Origin of the sequence: Clostridium sp. M62/1 (assembly GCF_020736365.1) — a bacterium.
GTDB lineage: Bacteria > Bacillota > Clostridia > Lachnospirales > Lachnospiraceae > Otoolea > Otoolea saccharolyticum_A.
This window is the reverse complement of the sequence record NZ_CP085988.1, coordinates 308,866-324,827: the sequence shown is the minus strand read 5'-3', so window position 1 is coordinate 324,827 and position 15,962 is coordinate 308,866. Positions and strand designations below refer to the sequence as shown.

At 46.9% G+C, this 15,962-nt stretch carries 21 protein-coding genes; 19 read left to right on the top strand and 2 right to left on the bottom strand.

Features of this window, described 5'->3' with window-relative positions:
• Positions 1-2: 2 nt before the first annotated feature.
• On the top strand, positions 3-311 hold the full coding sequence (locus LK436_RS01785) for a hypothetical protein (protein WP_008394569.1): 309 nt from the start codon (positions 3-5) through the stop codon (positions 309-311).
• Positions 312-367: 56 nt separating this feature from the next.
• The gene (locus tag LK436_RS01780; protein ID WP_044930267.1) at positions 368-1,783 is read left to right on the top strand and encodes a relaxase/mobilization nuclease domain-containing protein; all 1,416 of its coding nucleotides are present in this window, start codon (positions 368-370) and stop codon (positions 1,781-1,783) included.
• Positions 1,784-1,973: 190 nt separating this feature from the next.
• Here LK436_RS01780 and LK436_RS01775 read toward each other — a convergent pair whose 3' ends face one another.
• Positions 1,974-2,420 (bottom strand): MerR family transcriptional regulator, encoded by a 447-nt coding sequence (locus LK436_RS01775; RefSeq protein ID WP_008394566.1) that lies wholly within the window; start codon positions 2,418-2,420, stop codon positions 1,974-1,976.
• 135 nt (positions 2,421-2,555) lie between these two features.
• On the opposite strand from LK436_RS01775, the gene LK436_RS01770 reads away from it, so the two are divergent.
• From LK436_RS01770 to LK436_RS01705, 14 genes are all read left to right on the top strand, one after another.
• Complete coding sequence (locus LK436_RS01770; RefSeq protein WP_008394564.1) at positions 2,556-3,422, top strand: aldo/keto reductase; 867 nt, start codon at positions 2,556-2,558, stop codon at positions 3,420-3,422.
• A 21-nt stretch (positions 3,423-3,443) separates the two neighbouring features.
• Positions 3,444-4,172, top strand: coding sequence for a dihydrofolate reductase family protein (locus LK436_RS01765; protein WP_044930266.1), 729 nt, complete (start codon positions 3,444-3,446; stop codon positions 4,170-4,172).
• Positions 4,173-4,195: 23 nt separating this feature from the next.
• Entirely contained in the window at positions 4,196-4,606 is a 411-nt protein-coding gene (locus tag LK436_RS01760; RefSeq protein WP_044930265.1) for a cupin domain-containing protein, read from the top strand.
• 22 nt (positions 4,607-4,628) lie between these two features.
• Positions 4,629-4,970, top strand: a complete 342-nt coding sequence (locus LK436_RS01755; protein ID WP_008394560.1) for a carboxymuconolactone decarboxylase family protein — start codon at positions 4,629-4,631, stop codon at positions 4,968-4,970.
• Positions 4,971-4,974: 4 nt separating this feature from the next.
• A complete protein-coding gene (locus tag LK436_RS01750) occupies positions 4,975-5,808 on the top strand; it encodes an SDR family oxidoreductase (RefSeq protein WP_044930427.1) in 834 nt (277 codons plus the stop codon).
• 68 nt (positions 5,809-5,876) lie between these two features.
• Positions 5,877-6,776 (top strand): LysR family transcriptional regulator, encoded by a 900-nt coding sequence (locus LK436_RS01745; RefSeq protein WP_008394558.1) that lies wholly within the window; start codon positions 5,877-5,879, stop codon positions 6,774-6,776.
• Positions 6,777-6,940: 164 nt separating this feature from the next.
• Positions 6,941-7,930: an aldo/keto reductase gene (locus tag LK436_RS01740; protein WP_008394555.1), complete on the top strand. Its 990-nt coding sequence runs from the start codon at positions 6,941-6,943 to the stop codon at positions 7,928-7,930.
• Positions 7,931-7,950: 20 nt separating this feature from the next.
• Entirely contained in the window at positions 7,951-8,466 is a 516-nt protein-coding gene (locus LK436_RS01735) for a flavodoxin (protein ID WP_008394553.1), read from the top strand.
• A gap of 29 nt (positions 8,467-8,495) precedes the next feature.
• Positions 8,496-9,347, top strand: a complete 852-nt coding sequence (locus tag LK436_RS01730) for an aldo/keto reductase (RefSeq protein WP_008394552.1) — start codon at positions 8,496-8,498, stop codon at positions 9,345-9,347.
• A gap of 4 nt (positions 9,348-9,351) precedes the next feature.
• The gene (locus LK436_RS01725; RefSeq protein WP_008394551.1) at positions 9,352-10,383 is read left to right on the top strand and encodes an alpha/beta hydrolase; all 1,032 of its coding nucleotides are present in this window, start codon (positions 9,352-9,354) and stop codon (positions 10,381-10,383) included.
• Between the two features lie 6 nt (positions 10,384-10,389).
• The gene (locus LK436_RS01720) at positions 10,390-11,559 is read left to right on the top strand and encodes an iron-containing alcohol dehydrogenase (RefSeq protein WP_008394550.1); all 1,170 of its coding nucleotides are present in this window, start codon (positions 10,390-10,392) and stop codon (positions 11,557-11,559) included.
• A 12-nt stretch (positions 11,560-11,571) separates the two neighbouring features.
• Positions 11,572-12,291: a flavodoxin gene (locus LK436_RS01715; protein ID WP_008394549.1), complete on the top strand. Its 720-nt coding sequence runs from the start codon at positions 11,572-11,574 to the stop codon at positions 12,289-12,291.
• Positions 12,292-12,310: 19 nt separating this feature from the next.
• The gene (locus tag LK436_RS01710) at positions 12,311-12,850 is read left to right on the top strand and encodes a flavodoxin family protein (RefSeq protein WP_008394548.1); all 540 of its coding nucleotides are present in this window, start codon (positions 12,311-12,313) and stop codon (positions 12,848-12,850) included.
• A gap of 126 nt (positions 12,851-12,976) precedes the next feature.
• Positions 12,977-13,333, top strand: a complete 357-nt coding sequence (locus tag LK436_RS01705) for a winged helix-turn-helix domain-containing protein (RefSeq protein WP_008394547.1) — start codon at positions 12,977-12,979, stop codon at positions 13,331-13,333.
• 152 nt (positions 13,334-13,485) lie between these two features.
• On the opposite strand, the gene LK436_RS01700 is transcribed toward LK436_RS01705, so the two are convergent.
• Positions 13,486-13,857 (bottom strand): helix-turn-helix domain-containing protein, encoded by a 372-nt coding sequence (locus tag LK436_RS01700; protein ID WP_008394546.1) that lies wholly within the window; start codon positions 13,855-13,857, stop codon positions 13,486-13,488.
• A gap of 484 nt (positions 13,858-14,341) precedes the next feature.
• Here LK436_RS01700 and LK436_RS01695 point away from each other — a divergent pair, with 484 nt between their 5' ends.
• The 3 genes from LK436_RS01695 to LK436_RS01685 all read left to right on the top strand — a co-directional run bounded on the left by LK436_RS01695 (position 14,342) and on the right by LK436_RS01685 (position 15,945).
• A complete protein-coding gene (locus tag LK436_RS01695) occupies positions 14,342-14,812 on the top strand; it encodes a hypothetical protein (RefSeq protein ID WP_008394545.1) in 471 nt (156 codons plus the stop codon).
• Positions 14,813-15,303: 491 nt separating this feature from the next.
• The gene (locus tag LK436_RS01690) at positions 15,304-15,696 is read left to right on the top strand and encodes a type II toxin-antitoxin system PemK/MazF family toxin (RefSeq protein WP_008394544.1); all 393 of its coding nucleotides are present in this window, start codon (positions 15,304-15,306) and stop codon (positions 15,694-15,696) included.
• 18 nt (positions 15,697-15,714) lie between these two features.
• Complete coding sequence (locus tag LK436_RS01685) at positions 15,715-15,945, top strand: helix-turn-helix domain-containing protein (RefSeq protein ID WP_008394543.1); 231 nt, start codon at positions 15,715-15,717, stop codon at positions 15,943-15,945.
• The last annotated feature ends 17 nt before the right edge of the window (positions 15,946-15,962 follow it).

Below are 15,962 nucleotides of genomic sequence, written 5' to 3'. Positions count from 1 at the left end.
CTATGAAGAAGCATGGACATTATTGTAAAGTCTGCGGAGAATATAAGGCTAACGAAAAATTTTCCGGCAAAGGTCATGCGGCGCATATCTGTAAATCCTGTGCTTCTTTGCCACCGGAGAAGCAAGCGGAGCAAATGACGGTAAACCGCTTACGGAATCTCCCTTGGCGGTTATCAAAGGAGCAGATTTCCTGGCTGAAAAACCGAATGAAAGATAAGCGCCCGGAAGTTCGTGCGCTGGCAAAAGAACAATACGAGATGAGGTTTCCTCCGAAGCGGTTAGAGGACATCGAGGACGATTTTATAGAATAGCAAAAGCGGTCTGCACCATGCAGGCCGTTTCTTTTTTAGAAAGGAGGTTCTTCCCTATGGCAACCACACGCATCATGCCACTGCATACTGGCAAGGGCCGCACCGAGAGCCAAGCGGTCAGCGACATTATCGACTATGTGGCAAATCCGCAAAAGACCGACAACGGAAAATGGATTACCGGCTATGGCTGTGACAGCCGGACCGCCGATGCCGAGTTCCTGTTGGCAAAGCGGCAGTACCTAGCCGCTACCGGGCGGGTGCGCGGTGCGGACGATGTGATCGCCTACCATGTGCGCCAGTCCTTCAAGCCCGGTGAGATCACGCCGGAGGAAGCCAACCGCCTGGGCATGGAATTTGCCAAACGGTTTACCAAGGGCAACCACGCCTTTGTAGTCTGTACCCACACAGACAAATCGCACATCCATAATCACATCATCTGGTCGGCGGTCAATACAGATTGTGACCGGAAGTTCCGCAACTTTTGGGGCAGCACGAAAGCCGTCCGGCGCTTGAGCGACACCCTCTGCATTGAGAACGGGCTGTCCATTGTGGAGGACCCCAAGCCCCACGGAAAAAGCTACAACAAGTGGCTGGGCGAACAGGCCAAGCCCTCCCATCGGGAGCAGCTGCGGGTGATGATTGACCGGGCGCTGGAGCAAAAACCCGCAGACTTTGACGCGCTGCTAAAGCTGCTTTCGGAAATGGGCTGTGAGGTATCCCGGCGCGGGAAGGCCATCCGGCTCAAAGCGCCCGGCTGGAAGAATGTAGTCCGCATGGATGACAAGCTGGGGGCCGGGTACAGTGAAGCGGAAATTCGTGCGGTGCTGGCCGGAGAAAAACAGCATACGCCCCGTAAAAAATCCGCCGTGCAGCCGGAGCCTCCCAAGGTCAATCTGCTGGTTGACATTCAGGCAAAATTACAGGCTGGGAAAGGCGCTGGGTACACACGCTGGGCCAAGGTTTTTAACCTGAAGCAAATGGCGCAGACCGTAAACTTTCTCACCGAACATCAGCTGCTGGACTATGGGGAGCTGGCAGAAAAAGCGGCGGCAGCCACCGCCCACCACAACGAGTTGTCGGCACAGATCAAGGCGGCGGAGAAGCGCATGGCGGAGATCGCCGTCCTGCGGACCCATATCGTCAACTATGCCAAGACCCGCGAGATTTATGTCGCCTACCGAAAGGCCGGTTATTCCCGGAAATTCCGGGATGAGCATGAGGAAGAAATCCTGCTTCATCAGGCGGCAAAAAACGCCTTTGACGAGATGGGTGTGATGAAGCTGCCCAAGGTCAAGGACCTGCAAGCCGAGTATGCCAAACTGCTGGAGGAAAAGAAGAAAACCTACGCCGAGTACCGGCGCTCCCGCGAGGAAATGCGGGAACTTTTGACCGCCAAGGCCAATGTAGACCGGTTGCTGAAAATGGACGAGGAGCAGAAAAAAGAACAGGAAAAAGACCATGACCAGCGGTGAGCCGGTCATGGTCCAAAGCGTCCAACGGACGCGCAGCCGCAGAATGAAATTCTGCGTTCAAGGGGGCTTGGGGGCGCTACCCTCAACAAGCAAAGCGGAGGGGGAAATCACGGCAGGATTTTTCACTCTGCGGGCCGAGTGTATTAACACCGGCATTGCTTGCCACTTTCTTGTACTTGTAAAAATTCCGCTAAGACCTACTCATATTTTCTTTCACACAGAGAAATTCTTCTGGAATATCCTGTAGGCCCATATTTTGATGTACCGCACAGGTTCCGGCTTTTTTCGCAGTTTCATAATACCAGTGCTTATAATCCAAAACAGAAAGAGTTTCCTGCATCTGTGCGATTTGTGCGAGAACAAGTTCTCTTTGCCTGTCGATTAAATTCAAACGCTGTTCTATGGTGGAATCTCCCTCCATGCACCAGTCAATAAACTTTTTAATATCTTTGATCACCATGCCGGATTTTTTGAGACATTCAATAATGGAAAGCCACTCCAAATCAGAATCCTTGAACATTCGGATACCGCCGCCGGAACGCTCCACAAATGGCAAAAGCCCTTCTTTGTCGTAATACCGCAGCGTGGATGGTGACAGGTTCATTTTTTTTGCCATTTCTCCAATCGTATATAACATTTTCTACCTCCGAAACTCGCTTCTTTTTGTCAGAAAAGGTATTGACTTAAAGTTCACTTTAAGTGCTATGATTTAATAGAAGTATAGAAATTGTAGCACGCAAACAGAAAGAATGCAAGAAGGAAGGAATATCACATGGTAAAAGAAGAAATGTATGTGCTGTCCAACGGTCTGTCTATTCCCAAGCTGGGGTTTGGCACATGGTTTATAGAGGATGCCAATGCTGCACAGGCGGTCCGGGATGCGGTAGGTGCAGGGTATCGCCATATTGATACTGCACAAGCGTATGGAAATGAGCGCGGTGTCGGAGAAGGGGTTAACACCTGCGGCCTGTCGCGTCAGGAAATTTTTGTGACCACCAAGCTGGCGGCGGAGATCAAAACCTATGAGGAGGCAGTTGAAGCGATTGATGCTTCTCTGGAGAAGATGGGACTGGATTATATCGACCTGATGCTGATTCACAGCCCTCAGCCCTGGACACAGTTTCGGGAAGATGTCCGCAGCTTTGACGAGGGCAACCGGCAGGCATGGAAAGCGATGGAGGACGCCTATCATGCGGGAAAATTAAAAGCTATTGGCGTATCTAATTTTGAAAAAGAGGATCTGGAAAACCTCCTTTCCACCTGCACGGTAAAGCCGATGGTCAATCAACTTCTGGTTCATATCAGCAACACCCCGGCAGAGCTGATCGCCTACAATCAGGCAAATGAAATTTTGGTCGAAGCCTACTCCCCCATCGGACACGGCGAAGTGCTGAAGAATCCCAAAATTCAGGCAATGGCAGAAAAATATGGTGTGTCTGCCGCAAGGCTCTGTATCCGTTATACTCTTCAACTTGGGCTACTTCCCCTGCCAAAGACAGAAAAGAAAGATCACATGGCAGATAATGCAGATGTGGATTTTGTGATCTCTGAAGAAGATATGCAGATATTGACGAACATAGAGCAGATCAAAGACTACGGAGAGTTTGGTGTATTCCCTGTTTATGGCGGTAAACTGTAACAGAGAAAGGAGCAAAACAAGATGAACAGACCTTATATTTTCTGTCACATGATGACCTCTCTGGATGGGAAAATCATGGGCAATTATATGGATACCCCGGAGGGGGAAGCGGCAGGAGAAGTATTTTACAACATTGCCTTCGGAAAAAATCCGTACTATAAACATCAGGGGTGGCTTTCAGGCCGTGTTACCACAGATGATAATTTTACATTTTATGAAAAGCCGGAGATTAGAGAAAACGAAACGGATGTACCGGATGGAGATTTTGTGGCAGAACCGGGTGCGGGAATGTACTATGTTTCTGTTGATCCGTCTGGAAAGCTGGGTTGGAAAAGCAGTGTTCTGACCTATCAGGATACCACCGCCCATGTACTGGAGGTCCTAACAGAAAAGGCCAGCACCGCTTATCGGGCATTTCTGCGCAGGCTTGGCATCTCTTACATCATTGCAGGAGCAGAGGATTTGGACTATGAGATTGCAATGAGAAAGCTGAAAGAGCTGTTCGGCATCGAAACGCTGATGCTGGGTGGCGGAGGTGTCCTGAACTGGTCCTTTATGCAGGCGGGAATGTGTGACGAGGTGAGCATTGTGATGACTGCGGCGGCAGACGGCTCTTCCGAAACGCCTGCACTGTTTGAAACGCGGGGAGGTCTGGCATCGGATTCCCCGGTACGGTTCCAGCTGGAACATCTGGAAATAAAAGAAGGCAGCAGTGTATGGCTGCGTTACAAAGTAAAAATGGAAAAATAAGAACAGCAGGAGGTTTTGATAAAATGGACGAAAAAAATATCAGCGTTTTTCCCACGGGAGAGAAAAACGAAGCGTTTGGTAAATATTTTATAGGGCAGAGTTATCTGAATATGCTGACTACGGAAGGCGTGGCAATCGGAAATGTGACCTTTGAGCCGGGCTGCCGGAACAACTGGCATATCCACCATGCAAAAAGCGGCGGCGGGCAGATCCTTCTTTGCACCGCAGGCCGGGGATATTATCAGGAATGGGGGCAGCCTGCAAGAGAGCTGCATCCCGGAGATGTGGTGGTCATTCCTGCCGAAGTCAAGCATTGGCATGGTGCAGCCTCGGACTCCTGGTTTGCACATCTGGCAGTGGAGGTTCCGGGAACTGAGTGCAAAAATGAATGGTGTGAACCAGTTTCCGACGTAGAGTATGAAACGTTGAAATAAATCAAAAAGGAGACGGACGAATATGGCAGTAAAACAAATCGCAGGCAGGGATGCGCTTGGAGAATTTGCCCCCAAATTTGCGGAACTCAACGATGATGTGCTGTTCGGAGAAGTGTGGAGCCGGGAACAGCAGCTTTCCTTGCGGGATCGCAGTATTGTTACAGTAGTATCCCTGATGGCACAAGGGTTGGTGGACAGTTCTTTTCGATACCATCTGGAAACGGCAAAGAAAAACGGTGTTACCAAAGAGGAAATGGCGGAAATTTTAACCCATGCGGCTTTCTATGCCGGTTGGCCCAAAGCATGGGCGGCATTTCGTATGGCAAAGGAAGTTTACGCAAATGAGGAAAAGTTGGGAAGGTGAGACTATGAAAAAAGAAGTAATGCTTTTAACTGGAGCCGGTCAAATTGGCATGGCGATTGCCAGGCGGATCGGATATGGAATGAAAATCATCGCTGGCGATAAAAAGATAGAAAATGCTGAAAATATTGCGAATACTATGAATCAGGCTGGCTACGATGTAGAAGCAATGGAAATGGATTTGTCTAACAGAGAATCTATCCTGAATATGATTGGAAAAGCACAACAGTATGGCGAGATCAAGATGATGGTCAATGCGGCGGGAGTATCCCCAAGCCAAGCCCCGATTGAAGCGATTTTGAGGGTGGATTTGTATGGAACAGCCGTGTTGCTAGAAGAAGTAGGAAAGGTAATCGCACCGGGCGGTGCGGGCGTAACAATCTCCAGCCAGTCAGGAAAACGGATGCCTCAGTTGACTGTTGAGCAGGATCGACTATTGGCCTGTACGCCCACGGAGGAGCTTTTAGCGTTAGATATACTTCAACCGGAGAAAATCAAAGACACGCTCCATGCCTATCAAATGGCAAAACGGTGTAACGAAAAGCGTGTGATGGCAGAGGCAGTAAAATGGGGAGAACGAGGTGCAAGACTAAATTCCATTTCTCCCGGTATTATCGTGACACCTCTTGCACTGGATGAATTGAATGGTCCGCGCGGTGATTTTTATAAAAATATGTTTGCAAAATGTCCGGCAGGCCGTCCCGGAACAGCGGATGAAGTTGCCAATGTAGCGGAACTTTTGATGAGTAATAAGGGAGCCTTTATCACTGGGGCAGACTTTATGTGTGACGGAGGCGCTACTGCAAGCTATTATTACGGACCATTACAACCGACGGTCTGAATGGTTTTCCCTTTTGACTGGTTTTTATGATAAAATAAGAGCAAAGAAGGAAAGGCGGTGAGGACTTTGTGTATAACCATCAATTAGATACATTTATTCAAGTAGCTGATGCCGGAAGCTTTTCAAAAGCAGCCGAGATACTGTTCATATCTCCAACAGCAGTTATGAAGCAGATCAATCTGCTGGAGGAACGCTTAGAGGTGCGTTTGTTTGACCGCACGCCACGCGGGTTGATTCTTACGAACGCCGGAAAATCCTATTACCAGGACGCAAAATATATGATCCAGTATGCCAAAGATGCTCAGGTGCGCGCCCAAAATGCCATGCAGAGTAATCGGAACATGATTCGGCTGGGGAGCTCTTTGATGACACCCTGCCGGTTTTTGATGGAAATGTGGCCTCAGATCCACAAGGTATCGCCTGGATTGAAATTTGAGATTGTCAACTTTGAAAATACGCCCGAGAATGCCAGAGAGATTTTGAAAAACCTGGGACAAAATATAGATGTAGTAGCTGGGATTTTTGATGAAACCATGTTGAATCTGCGAAATTGTGCCGCATTGGAACTGATGCGCGTTCCTATCTGCTGTGCGCTATCTATCTACCATCCGCTGGCCCATAAAAAGAGATTGATCATTGAAGATCTGTACGGACAAAAGCTGATGCTGATGAAGCGGAACTGGAGTAAATATACCGACCAGCTGCGGGATGATCTGTGGGAGCATCATCCAAAAGTTCAAATTGAAGATTTTTCTTTTTACAATTTGGAGGCATTTAATCGTTGTGAGCATGAAAATGCGCTTCTGATGGCTGTTCCTCAATGGGAGAATGTCCATCCGCTTCTAAAAGTTATACCAGTAGATTGGAAACATGAAATTCCTTTTGGGCTGCTCCATTCTCCAACTCCCTCAAAAGAGGTGACTGAATTTCTAAACGCAGTAGCAACCGTCTGCCGTTTGGAATCTTAAGTAAATATTTTTTTGGAAACACCTGCAAAATTTTTGCAGGTGTTTTTAGCTATAACCTTAGACTTGATACTGATAAACGAATCGGAACTTCTGATTGTTCCCCAATCAATTTATAATAAAAGTATAAAAACATATCCAGAAATTAAAAAAAGGAGCGTTTATAAATGGAAAAAAGAAGATTAGGCAACAGTGAACTTTATGTGAATCCTGTTGGTTTGGGCTGCATGGGATTTAGCCATGCTTCTGGTGATCCTACTGATCCCGACACCGCCGTAAATACTTTGCGGCAGGCTTATGAAATGGGCTATGACTTCTTCGATACCGCAGAAGCCTATACCGGCGTATTTCCAGACGGCAGTATCTCTTACAATGAGGAACTGGTGGGCAAGGCACTTCACGGTGTACGGGACAAAGTAATCATCGCCACCAAGATGGGCGTTGGGCATAACGACGACCGCTCATTGCGGTTGGACAGCAGCCCGGAAACCATCCGCAAAAGCGTGGAGGGCAGCTTAAGAAAATTGGGGACGGATTATATTGACCTTTATTACCAGCATCGGATTGATCCTAAAGTGGAACCGGAAGTGGTAGCCGAAACGATGGCTCAGCTGATAAAGGAAGGCAAGATTCGATACTGGGGTATCTCGGAAACGACTGATGAATATCTGCGCCGTGCCCATGCAGTCTGTCCGGTGACCGCTATTGAAAACCGCTATTCCATGATGGCACGCTGGCATGAGAGTATCTTCCCTGCCTGCGAAGAATTGAATGTGGCTTATGTGGCCTTTTCTCCGATGGCAAATGGATTCCTGACTGGGAAATATACTCCTTCCACCAAGTTTGAAGGCAGCCAGGATTACCGTGCCAGTATGCCGCAGTACACAGAAGCGGGGTATGAGAAAGCTAAGGTATTGCTGTCATTACTGACCACTATGGCAGAAGAAAAACACGCCACTATGGGGCAGCTTTCTTTGGCATGGATGATCTGCAAAAAGCCTTATATCATTCCGATTCCCGGTTCACGAAAGCCGGAACGGCTGCGTGAGAATTTTGAAGCAGGCAATATCCAGCTGACGCAGGAGGAAGTCACTGTGATTGATACGAAATTGGAAACTATGGATTTTGAAGTCTTTGGTGGGCATAGCGCCAAATAAATCATTAAGGAGAGATAAAATTGGAACATATTTTAACAGTTTATTATTCCCGCAAAGGAGAGAATTACTTTGGTGGAAGTATCCGTAGTATTGCCAAGGGGAACACCGCCTATGCAGCAGAATTTATTCAGAACGCAGTTGGCGGAGACCTGTTTGAAATTGACACAGTGAAGTCTTATTCCGCCAACTATAACGCCTGCACAGAGGAAGCACAATCCGAATTACAGGCCAATGCACGACCGGAACTGAAAGCATATTTGGATAACCTGGATGGCTACGATACTATTTTTGTGGGTTATCCCAACTGGTGGGGAACCTGTCCTATGGCTGTATTTACCTTTTTAGAACATTATGACTTGACTGGCAAACGGATCATTCCTTTCTGCACCAATGAAGGAAGCGGTATGGGTAATAGTGAACGCGACCTGAAACGTACTTGTGCCGGTGCAATAGTGGAAAAAGGGTTGGCAATTACAGGAAGTGAGGCAGCAGGTTCAGAAAGAAAAGTTGCGGCTTGGGCAAAAAAGATGATTTGAGTAGTACAAAAAATTAGGAGGAAGATCAGATGAAGAAAATTACACTGAATGACGGACATCAAATCCCTGCTGTGGGATTTGGAGTATTTATGGTTGAGAACGGAGGACCGACTTATGAAGCAGTCCTTACGGCCTTGAAAGCAGGTTATCGTCATATCGACACGGCAGCCGCCTATTTCAATGAGGAAGATGTGGGAAAAGCTGTTCGGGACAGTGGCATCCCTCGTGACGAGATTTTTGTTACCAGTAAACTTTGGCTGCAAGATCACGGCTATGAGGGCGCAAAACGGGGCATTGCTCGTTCTCTGAGAAAGTTGGGCCTGGACTACATCGATCTGTACCTGATCCACCAGCCTTATGGTGATGTACCGGGGGCGTGGAAAGCATTAGAAGAAGCTAAGGTGGAAGGAACGCTGCGTTCCATCGGCGTAAGTAATATGACGCCGAATATCTGGAATCAATTCGTTCCGCAATTTGACACGAAACCCGCAGTCAATCAGGTGGAGTTCCATCCCTTCTTTCAGCAGAAGGAGCTGCGTGAACTGGTAGCTAAGGACGGAACAGTGTTGGAAGCATGGTCTCCTTTGGGCCACGGCAATTCTGAACTGCTCACTAACCCTGTGATTGGTGCTCTGGCAGAAAAGTATCACAGAAACGCAGGTCAGATTATTCTCCGCTTTGAGGTACAGGAGGGTGTTATCGTGCTGCCGAAATCTGTCACCCCTGAGCGCATTGCCGGTAATCTGGACCTTTTTGATTTTGAATTGACCGCAGATGAGATGGAGACGCTGCGTGCATTGGACACTGGCAAGGGTTCTCACAACCCGGATGCGGATGGCGTATCAGACAGGCTTCTGGCAGCTTTCCGGATTGAGGATTGAGGGAATGTTTACCGACCGAGGGATACTGAGGATTGGGATAAAAGCCATTTTGATTGCCGGTATCCTTGTATTACTGATGGTTTTATTCGGATGTGGAGAGCAGGAAATGAAACAGGTTGATAACGAGACAATCCTGTCTGCTATCAGTAGTGATGAGGAAAAGGTTACTTTTGATGTGACTACTCCGATTGCTGATGTCATTTCTGCTCCGGCATTTGGAGATTATGGAAACTTACTTTTCCCTGTTGACAATGGATATACCAGCGGAGACACATTGGGAGAGCTTCAGCTCACCTGGTACAACTACATAAACCCACAAACAACGGTGGAAATCATCAATACCTTATACGACCGGGCTTGTGCAGGGGAAACCATTTTTTACGATATTTATTCAGAGGAAGAAAAAGCGGCTGATCCTGACAAGGAGAACACAGGCTTGTTCTTTTTCAAGGGAGAGCCTGGAGAAAAATTTGCTGTTTGTAACGCAGGCGGCGGCTTTGCCTATGTGGGAGCCATGCAGGACAGCTTTCCCCATGCACTGGAATTATCGAAAAAGGGGTACAATGCTTTTGCGTTGATTTATCGGCCTGGCGCCCAGACTGCCTGTGAAGATTTAGCAAGGGCGATTACTTTCATTTTTGACCATGCAGAGGAACTGGAAGTGGACACTGGTTGCTATTCTCTTTGGGGCGGCTCTGCGGGGGCACGGATGGCAGCCTGGTTGGGGTCCTATGGTCCTGCTGCATTTGGCGGCGACAAACTGCCCCGCCCCGGAACAGTTATTATGCAATACACCAGCCATAGTGAATATGCAGAGAACGATCCGCCTACCTATGCTTGTGTAGGAGAACAGGATTGGATTGCAAACTGGCACACAATGCAGAGACGTTTGGATGCCATGAACGCTCTGGGAATTGATACAGAGTTCCATCATTACCCCGGACTACCTCATGGGTTTGGTATTGGGACAGGAACAGTTGCAGAGGGGTGGCTTGACGAGGCGGTTGCCTTTTGGGAAAAGCAAATGGAGGAATAAACACAGATGAACAACTTTATTTTTGAAAATTCTACGAAGGCTATCTTAGGACAGGGATGCGTGAAAGAATATCTGAGCTGTTTTGCCAGCAAGTACGGTCCCAATGTGATGCTGGCCTATGGAGGTGGCTCCATTAAGCATAACGGTGTGTACGATGAAATCACTGCTATTCTGATAAATGCTGGAAAAAATGTAGTGGAGTTCGGCGGTATCATGCCAAATCCTACTTATGCTAAAGTGCTGGAGGGAGCTGAATTAGCTAGGAAAAATCACATTGATCTTATCCTGGGTGTAGGCGGCGGAAGTGTGATGGACTGCTGCAAGGCAATCTCTTTGGCAGCTGTTTACAATGGAGATGTATGGAAGGATTATTGGGCATCTCTGGGTGTGATTGATTTTGAACCTCTGCCCTTGGGCGTAGTGGTTACTGCATCCGGCACCGGCAGTGAGATGAACGGCGGCGCGGTCATTACCAACGAGGCACTGAAAATTAAGTCAGGGCGTGATTATCCCAAGTGTAATCCCAAATTTGCCTTGATGGACCCCGTCTATACTTTCTCGGTTCCCAAGTTTCAGATGGTATCCGGTGGTTTCGACACGTTGAGTCACATTATGGAGATTTATTTCAGCGAGCCGAATGAAGAAAATGTGTCTGATGATGTGGCAGAGGCTCTGATGCGTGGTGTGATCCGCGATCTTCGGGCTGCGGTCAAAAACCCAAAAGACTATACTGCGCGAAGCAATTTGATGTGGGAAGCTACAATGGCTGAGAACCGTATCATCAAGTTGGGAAAAAGAACGGATTTCCAATGTCACATGATGGAACATCAGTTAGGCGCTTATACCGATTGTAACCACGGTGCAGGGCTGGCAGTTCTACATCCGGGTTATTACCGGCATATCTGTGAGGCGGGAAAAGAAAAATTTGCCCGTTTTGCTATTCGCGTTTGGGGTATTGACCCCATTGGCAAAACAGAAAGTGAACTGGCACTTGCCGGTGTGGATGCGCTGGCAGCGTTTATTCGAGAACTGGGGCTACCTACTACTTTGAGGGAGTTGGGATTGGAAAATCAAGATACACTAAAAGAGATTGCTGATTCCTGTGCCATTGTGTCCGGCAGCTATAAGAAAATGACGCCGGAAGAAATCCTGGAAATTTTTAATGAATGTTTTTGAGGAGGAAAATAGATGAAAAAGATCAGCTCGTTTATATTAACCGTGGTATTGCTGTTGAGCCTTGTGGCCTGCGGCACAAAACCATCAGCCAGCAATACGCCTGTGTCAGAGAACGGTTCTTCTCAGCAGGAGAAACCTGTATCTTCAGAAAACTCGGATGCCACAGAAGCTGAAAATATAAATCGTTCGTTAGTGGTTTATTTTTCTTTGCCGGAAACGGATGAGCCTGACAATATGACGGATGAGGAAGAAAACAGTACGGTTGTAATCGACGGTGAGGTGTTAGGCAACACACAGTATATGGCATATATCATTCAAGAGCAGACCGGGGCAGATATTTTCCGCATTGAAGCAGAAGAGCCTTATCCTCTGGACCACGATACACTGGTGGATCAGGCTGCGGAAGAACAGGATCAACAAGTCCGTCCTGCGATTGCGTCACAAGTGGACAATATGGAAAACTATGATGTGATCTATTTGGGCTATCCGAACTGGTGGGGTGATATGCCTATGATCCTCTATACCTTCTTAGAGGAATACGATTTATCTGGCAAGACTATCATCCCCTTTAATACTCACGGCGGCAGCGGTTTTTCCAATACGATTGACACAATCCGTGAACTGGAACCGGACGCTGCTGTATTGGAGGGCCTGACCATTTCTCGAAACCAAATTCAGGATGCTGAGCAGGAAATTGTGGCTTGGGTGCAGGAAGTACAAGATCAGATATAACGACAAGGAGAAAAGCAATATGAGTAAAAATGTTTTGATTTTATCAGGTAGCCCACGAAAGAGCGGGAATTCCGACTTGCTTTGCGACGAATTTATGCGCGGTGCGCAGGATGCTGGAAACATGGTAGAGAAAATATTTATTCGCAGCAAAAAGATTGCCCCCTGCAATGCCTGTTATTATTGCAAGAAAAGTAGTGGAAAGTGTGCCGTTTATGACGACATGGGCGAGATTTTGGACAAAATGCAGGCCGCAGATGTAATTGTTATGGCAAGTCCAGTCTATTTCTATTCTATTGATGCCCAAATGAAGGCACTTATTGACCGTTCTGTGGCTCGGTGGACAGACATCCCGGACAAAGAGTTCTACTACATTATGACCGCTGCTGAAGATAGCGATACTGTTATGGACTGTACGCTGGAGTGCTTTCGTGGTTTTGCAGCTTGCCTAAATGGAGCAAAAGAGATGGGATATATTGAAGCGAAAGGTATCTATGAGGCTGGAGCAGTAAAAGACACTCGATATATGAGAGATGCTTATATGATGGGAAAGAACATATAAGTGGCAATCAAAGTCTATTTTCCTAAATGATAAAACCAATGTGCAGTGAGGTGAGGTAATATAAGAAAAATTGAAATCATTGCCCGTATTACGGAGGAGTCGGGAAACACAGTAGAAAATTCTTTGATGGTCTGGCAGGATCATGGGCAATGGCATGAATATCCTCTCACTTCTTCCATATTGTCCTATCCAGGTTTAGAAATCAGATTGAATCAACGACGGGTGCTTCGAGATGGGAAAGATGTTTCTTTATCAAAGTATGAGTATGGCGTCTTAGTATTTTTAGCACAACATCCCGGCTGGCTGTGCAGTAAAGAGCAAATCTTTCAAAGTGTGTGGCATGAGGATAGTGAGAGCTGCCTGACAGCAATCACCAATACTATAAGTAGAATCCGTCAGAAAATTGAGCCAGATAAGGACCATCCTATTTACATACAAACCGTCTCCAGCTTAGGATATATTTTTGCTGCCAAACCGTTATAAAAAACAGTCATGGTGTTTCGCCATGACTGTTTTTGTTGAGAAAAGTCGAAAAATTAGTGTGCAATTAAAGCGTTTTTACAGAGAAATACGATTGTGTTCTGTTACGATGAACAAGAAAAGCTGGCAAAACAGAAATTTCCGGTTTACCAGCTTTACTCAGAATCTTCAGATGTAGGTTGTTCCGTGTGATGACGTTCCAGGAATTGATCTGACATAAATTCCGCTGTACGGAGTAAAATCTGGCGCTCTTCCTCCGTACAAGACAGGTATTTCCCGATGAAACGCTCAAGTTCAATGTCCTGCTCTGACATATCTGGATGAAATAACAGGTTGGCAGATATGCCAAGGCTCTTAACAAGGGCATCGAGGCATTCATAAGACGGGTTTACAAGTCCATACTCAATGTTTTGGATATGCCGAAGCCCCATCCCGGATCGATCTGCCAGTTCCTGTTGGGTCAAACCACATCGCTTTCTCGCATCACGCACACACTGACCTAAATACAAAAAGTCGCTATCCTGCATTATCAATCACCTCAAGTATATTCTATCGTGCGTATTTTTGCTGTTGAATCCCTTGATAATGCGTATCTATATGCGATTATAGGCCGTTAAAAGCTGAATAAAAAACCTTGTTATGTGCCATATAAAAAAACGGCATCTATAACAAGGCTGATCTTTATGCTCCGTCATAGCTGCTGTAGAGGAGGCAGTTATGATAGGAGCTTTTTTGATTTGGATTAAGTTTGGCAGTTCCGGTGGCTTGTCAAAAAAAGCCGCTGGCATCAACAAATTATTTGTGGCGCATGGAACGCATTATCAACCGTTCTAAATAGTGCGTATCATACATATTGCCTATGTGCCTGTAACTGCACCAGTTGGTCTTGGGGACCCACTGGTGTTTTTGTTTGCCATTTTTTAAGAAAGTCCCCTGCGTTATGCCATTGCCGATCTCCGCCGCCTTTCGATTCACTCGTCAACCGCCTGTGAATCGAAACGGAGGTAAGCTATGGGATTTCATTATGGAATCGAAAAACGAAAATTTGATAAAGAATGGGAGCAGCTGGAGCAGGAGTACCGCACCGCTGGTATGAACGAAGAACAGATTGCCGCCATGAAGGAATATGATTGGGCTTGGTTTTGCAGCCAAAGGATTTTTGGGAACCGGACCCAGGCACTGCCAACTGAACAGTATGAGGATGATAGCGAACAATCCAGCCTGTTCCAAAAATTTGATTCTCTTTCCTCTCGCTGGGATACTGGAGATATTGACCATACACGATATGGCTGGTTGTCGGCTGTGGAGGATGAAAAGTTATTCCAGCGGCTTTGTAAATTGCCGCCGGAAGATTTGGAATTGCTGACCTTGCTGCTTGTGGATGGATACCGGCAGACGGATGTGGCGCATCTTTGGAGTTGTTCCCGAAGTGCCATTACTCAAAAGCTCAAAAAAATAAAAAAATATTTGAAAAACGCTTAACAAATGGCCTTTCTCAACGCCTACGCATTGAAGGGACCTATCTTCTTTTGGTCCTTCTTTGCAGCTTGACAACTGAATAGATGGCATTTCCGGTACATAACCCATGTACGAGCGAATCAGGTGCGCCGCGAAGATGGACAGCCCCAGGAGGTGATGAACAGGACTGTTCCGAGCGATCTACGTCAGTCTGATACCCGAAAGCGGCATTTCGGAGCGCGGTGACTGCATGGGGGCTTAAAGATACTTCCTCACGGCCTCCTAAAGACTTGGGGGGAACCCTGCGGCGCACGAGTAAAACGACGCTGCGGAGTTATGACAGCCGCGCCAGCGGAGACCGGGAATGTCCCCTCTCATTCGGGGCGCGTGGCAAATAGAATGAGAACACATATTTTTCGAAAGGCAGCTGTATGAAATCTTTGTTCAGCTATGGCAGTGCAATTCTCTCATACAGCTGCTTTTACATAGGTCCGGTTTGAAAGGAGGCCGAAACCATGAGGAGATATTTGCGAGGTGAGATGTACTATGCAAATCTTGATCCTGTTTTCGGATCGGAGCAATCCGGTTTTCGTCCTGTCCTGATTATTCAAAATGATATTGGAAATCGGTATAGTCCTACGGTTATTGTAGCGCCGATTACAACAGGCACAAAAACGAAGCTGCCTACCCATTGTTATCTGTATGAAGGCGGAGAAAAAACGGCGTCATCGATTGTGCTTTTAGAGCAGCTGCGGACATTGGACAAGCGCCGATTAAAGAGGTACATCGGAAAACTGAAAAAATCCTCTATGAATGAGGTCGATAGAGCTTTGGCGATCAGTGTAGGGCTGTCAAAGCTCTTATGTTATAAAAAAGATCATTCGGAGCAAAACGATGCTCTGAAATAACCAAAGGGAGGTTGTTTTATGTTTGAAGAAAAAATCGCTGAGATGAACCGTCAAACAGAGGCGATGCAGGTTCAATGCACCTCTGAGAAACGAACTTATACGGTTGATGAAATCCAGGACATTCTTGGAATCAGTCAGCCAACAGCTTATGCGCTGATCAAGAAGAATCTTTTTCACAGTATCCGCATTGGACGAAACATCCGGGTATCGAAGGCCAGCTTTGACGCTTGGCTGGACAATCAAATCTAATTTGTCAAGGATACCGC

What these genes read in the sequence shown, in the direction of transcription:
- LK436_RS01760 (WP_044930265.1), top strand. Translation starts at nt 4,196, where the DNA reads ATGGACGAAAAAAATATCAGCGTTTTTCCCACGGGAGAGAAAAACGAA.
- LK436_RS01720 (WP_008394550.1), top strand. Translation starts at nt 10,390, where the DNA reads ATGAACAACTTTATTTTTGAAAATTCTACGAAGGCTATCTTAGGACAG.
- LK436_RS01705 (WP_008394547.1), top strand. Translation starts at nt 12,977, where the DNA reads ATGGTCTGGCAGGATCATGGGCAATGGCATGAATATCCTCTCACTTCT.
- LK436_RS01780 (WP_044930267.1), top strand. Translation starts at nt 368, where the DNA reads ATGGCAACCACACGCATCATGCCACTGCATACTGGCAAGGGCCGCACC.
- LK436_RS01685 (WP_008394543.1), top strand. Translation starts at nt 15,715, where the DNA reads ATGTTTGAAGAAAAAATCGCTGAGATGAACCGTCAAACAGAGGCGATG.
- LK436_RS01725 (WP_008394551.1), top strand. Translation starts at nt 9,352, where the DNA reads ATGTTTACCGACCGAGGGATACTGAGGATTGGGATAAAAGCCATTTTG.
- LK436_RS01775 (WP_008394566.1), bottom strand. Translation starts at nt 2,420, where the DNA reads ATGTTATATACGATTGGAGAAATGGCAAAAAAAATGAACCTGTCACCA.
- LK436_RS01700 (WP_008394546.1), bottom strand. Translation starts at nt 13,857, where the DNA reads ATGCAGGATAGCGACTTTTTGTATTTAGGTCAGTGTGTGCGTGATGCG.
- LK436_RS01770 (WP_008394564.1), top strand. Translation starts at nt 2,556, where the DNA reads ATGGTAAAAGAAGAAATGTATGTGCTGTCCAACGGTCTGTCTATTCCC.
- LK436_RS01695 (WP_008394545.1), top strand. Translation starts at nt 14,342, where the DNA reads ATGGGATTTCATTATGGAATCGAAAAACGAAAATTTGATAAAGAATGG.
- LK436_RS01755 (WP_008394560.1), top strand. Translation starts at nt 4,629, where the DNA reads ATGGCAGTAAAACAAATCGCAGGCAGGGATGCGCTTGGAGAATTTGCC.
- LK436_RS01740 (WP_008394555.1), top strand. Translation starts at nt 6,941, where the DNA reads ATGGAAAAAAGAAGATTAGGCAACAGTGAACTTTATGTGAATCCTGTT.
- LK436_RS01690 (WP_008394544.1), top strand. Translation starts at nt 15,304, where the DNA reads ATGAGGAGATATTTGCGAGGTGAGATGTACTATGCAAATCTTGATCCT.
- LK436_RS01710 (WP_008394548.1), top strand. Translation starts at nt 12,311, where the DNA reads ATGAGTAAAAATGTTTTGATTTTATCAGGTAGCCCACGAAAGAGCGGG.
- LK436_RS01730 (WP_008394552.1), top strand. Translation starts at nt 8,496, where the DNA reads ATGAAGAAAATTACACTGAATGACGGACATCAAATCCCTGCTGTGGGA.
- LK436_RS01715 (WP_008394549.1), top strand. Translation starts at nt 11,572, where the DNA reads ATGAAAAAGATCAGCTCGTTTATATTAACCGTGGTATTGCTGTTGAGC.
- LK436_RS01765 (WP_044930266.1), top strand. Translation starts at nt 3,444, where the DNA reads ATGAACAGACCTTATATTTTCTGTCACATGATGACCTCTCTGGATGGG.
- LK436_RS01785 (WP_008394569.1), top strand. Translation starts at nt 3, where the DNA reads ATGAAGAAGCATGGACATTATTGTAAAGTCTGCGGAGAATATAAGGCT.
- LK436_RS01750 (WP_044930427.1), top strand. Translation starts at nt 4,975, where the DNA reads ATGAAAAAAGAAGTAATGCTTTTAACTGGAGCCGGTCAAATTGGCATG.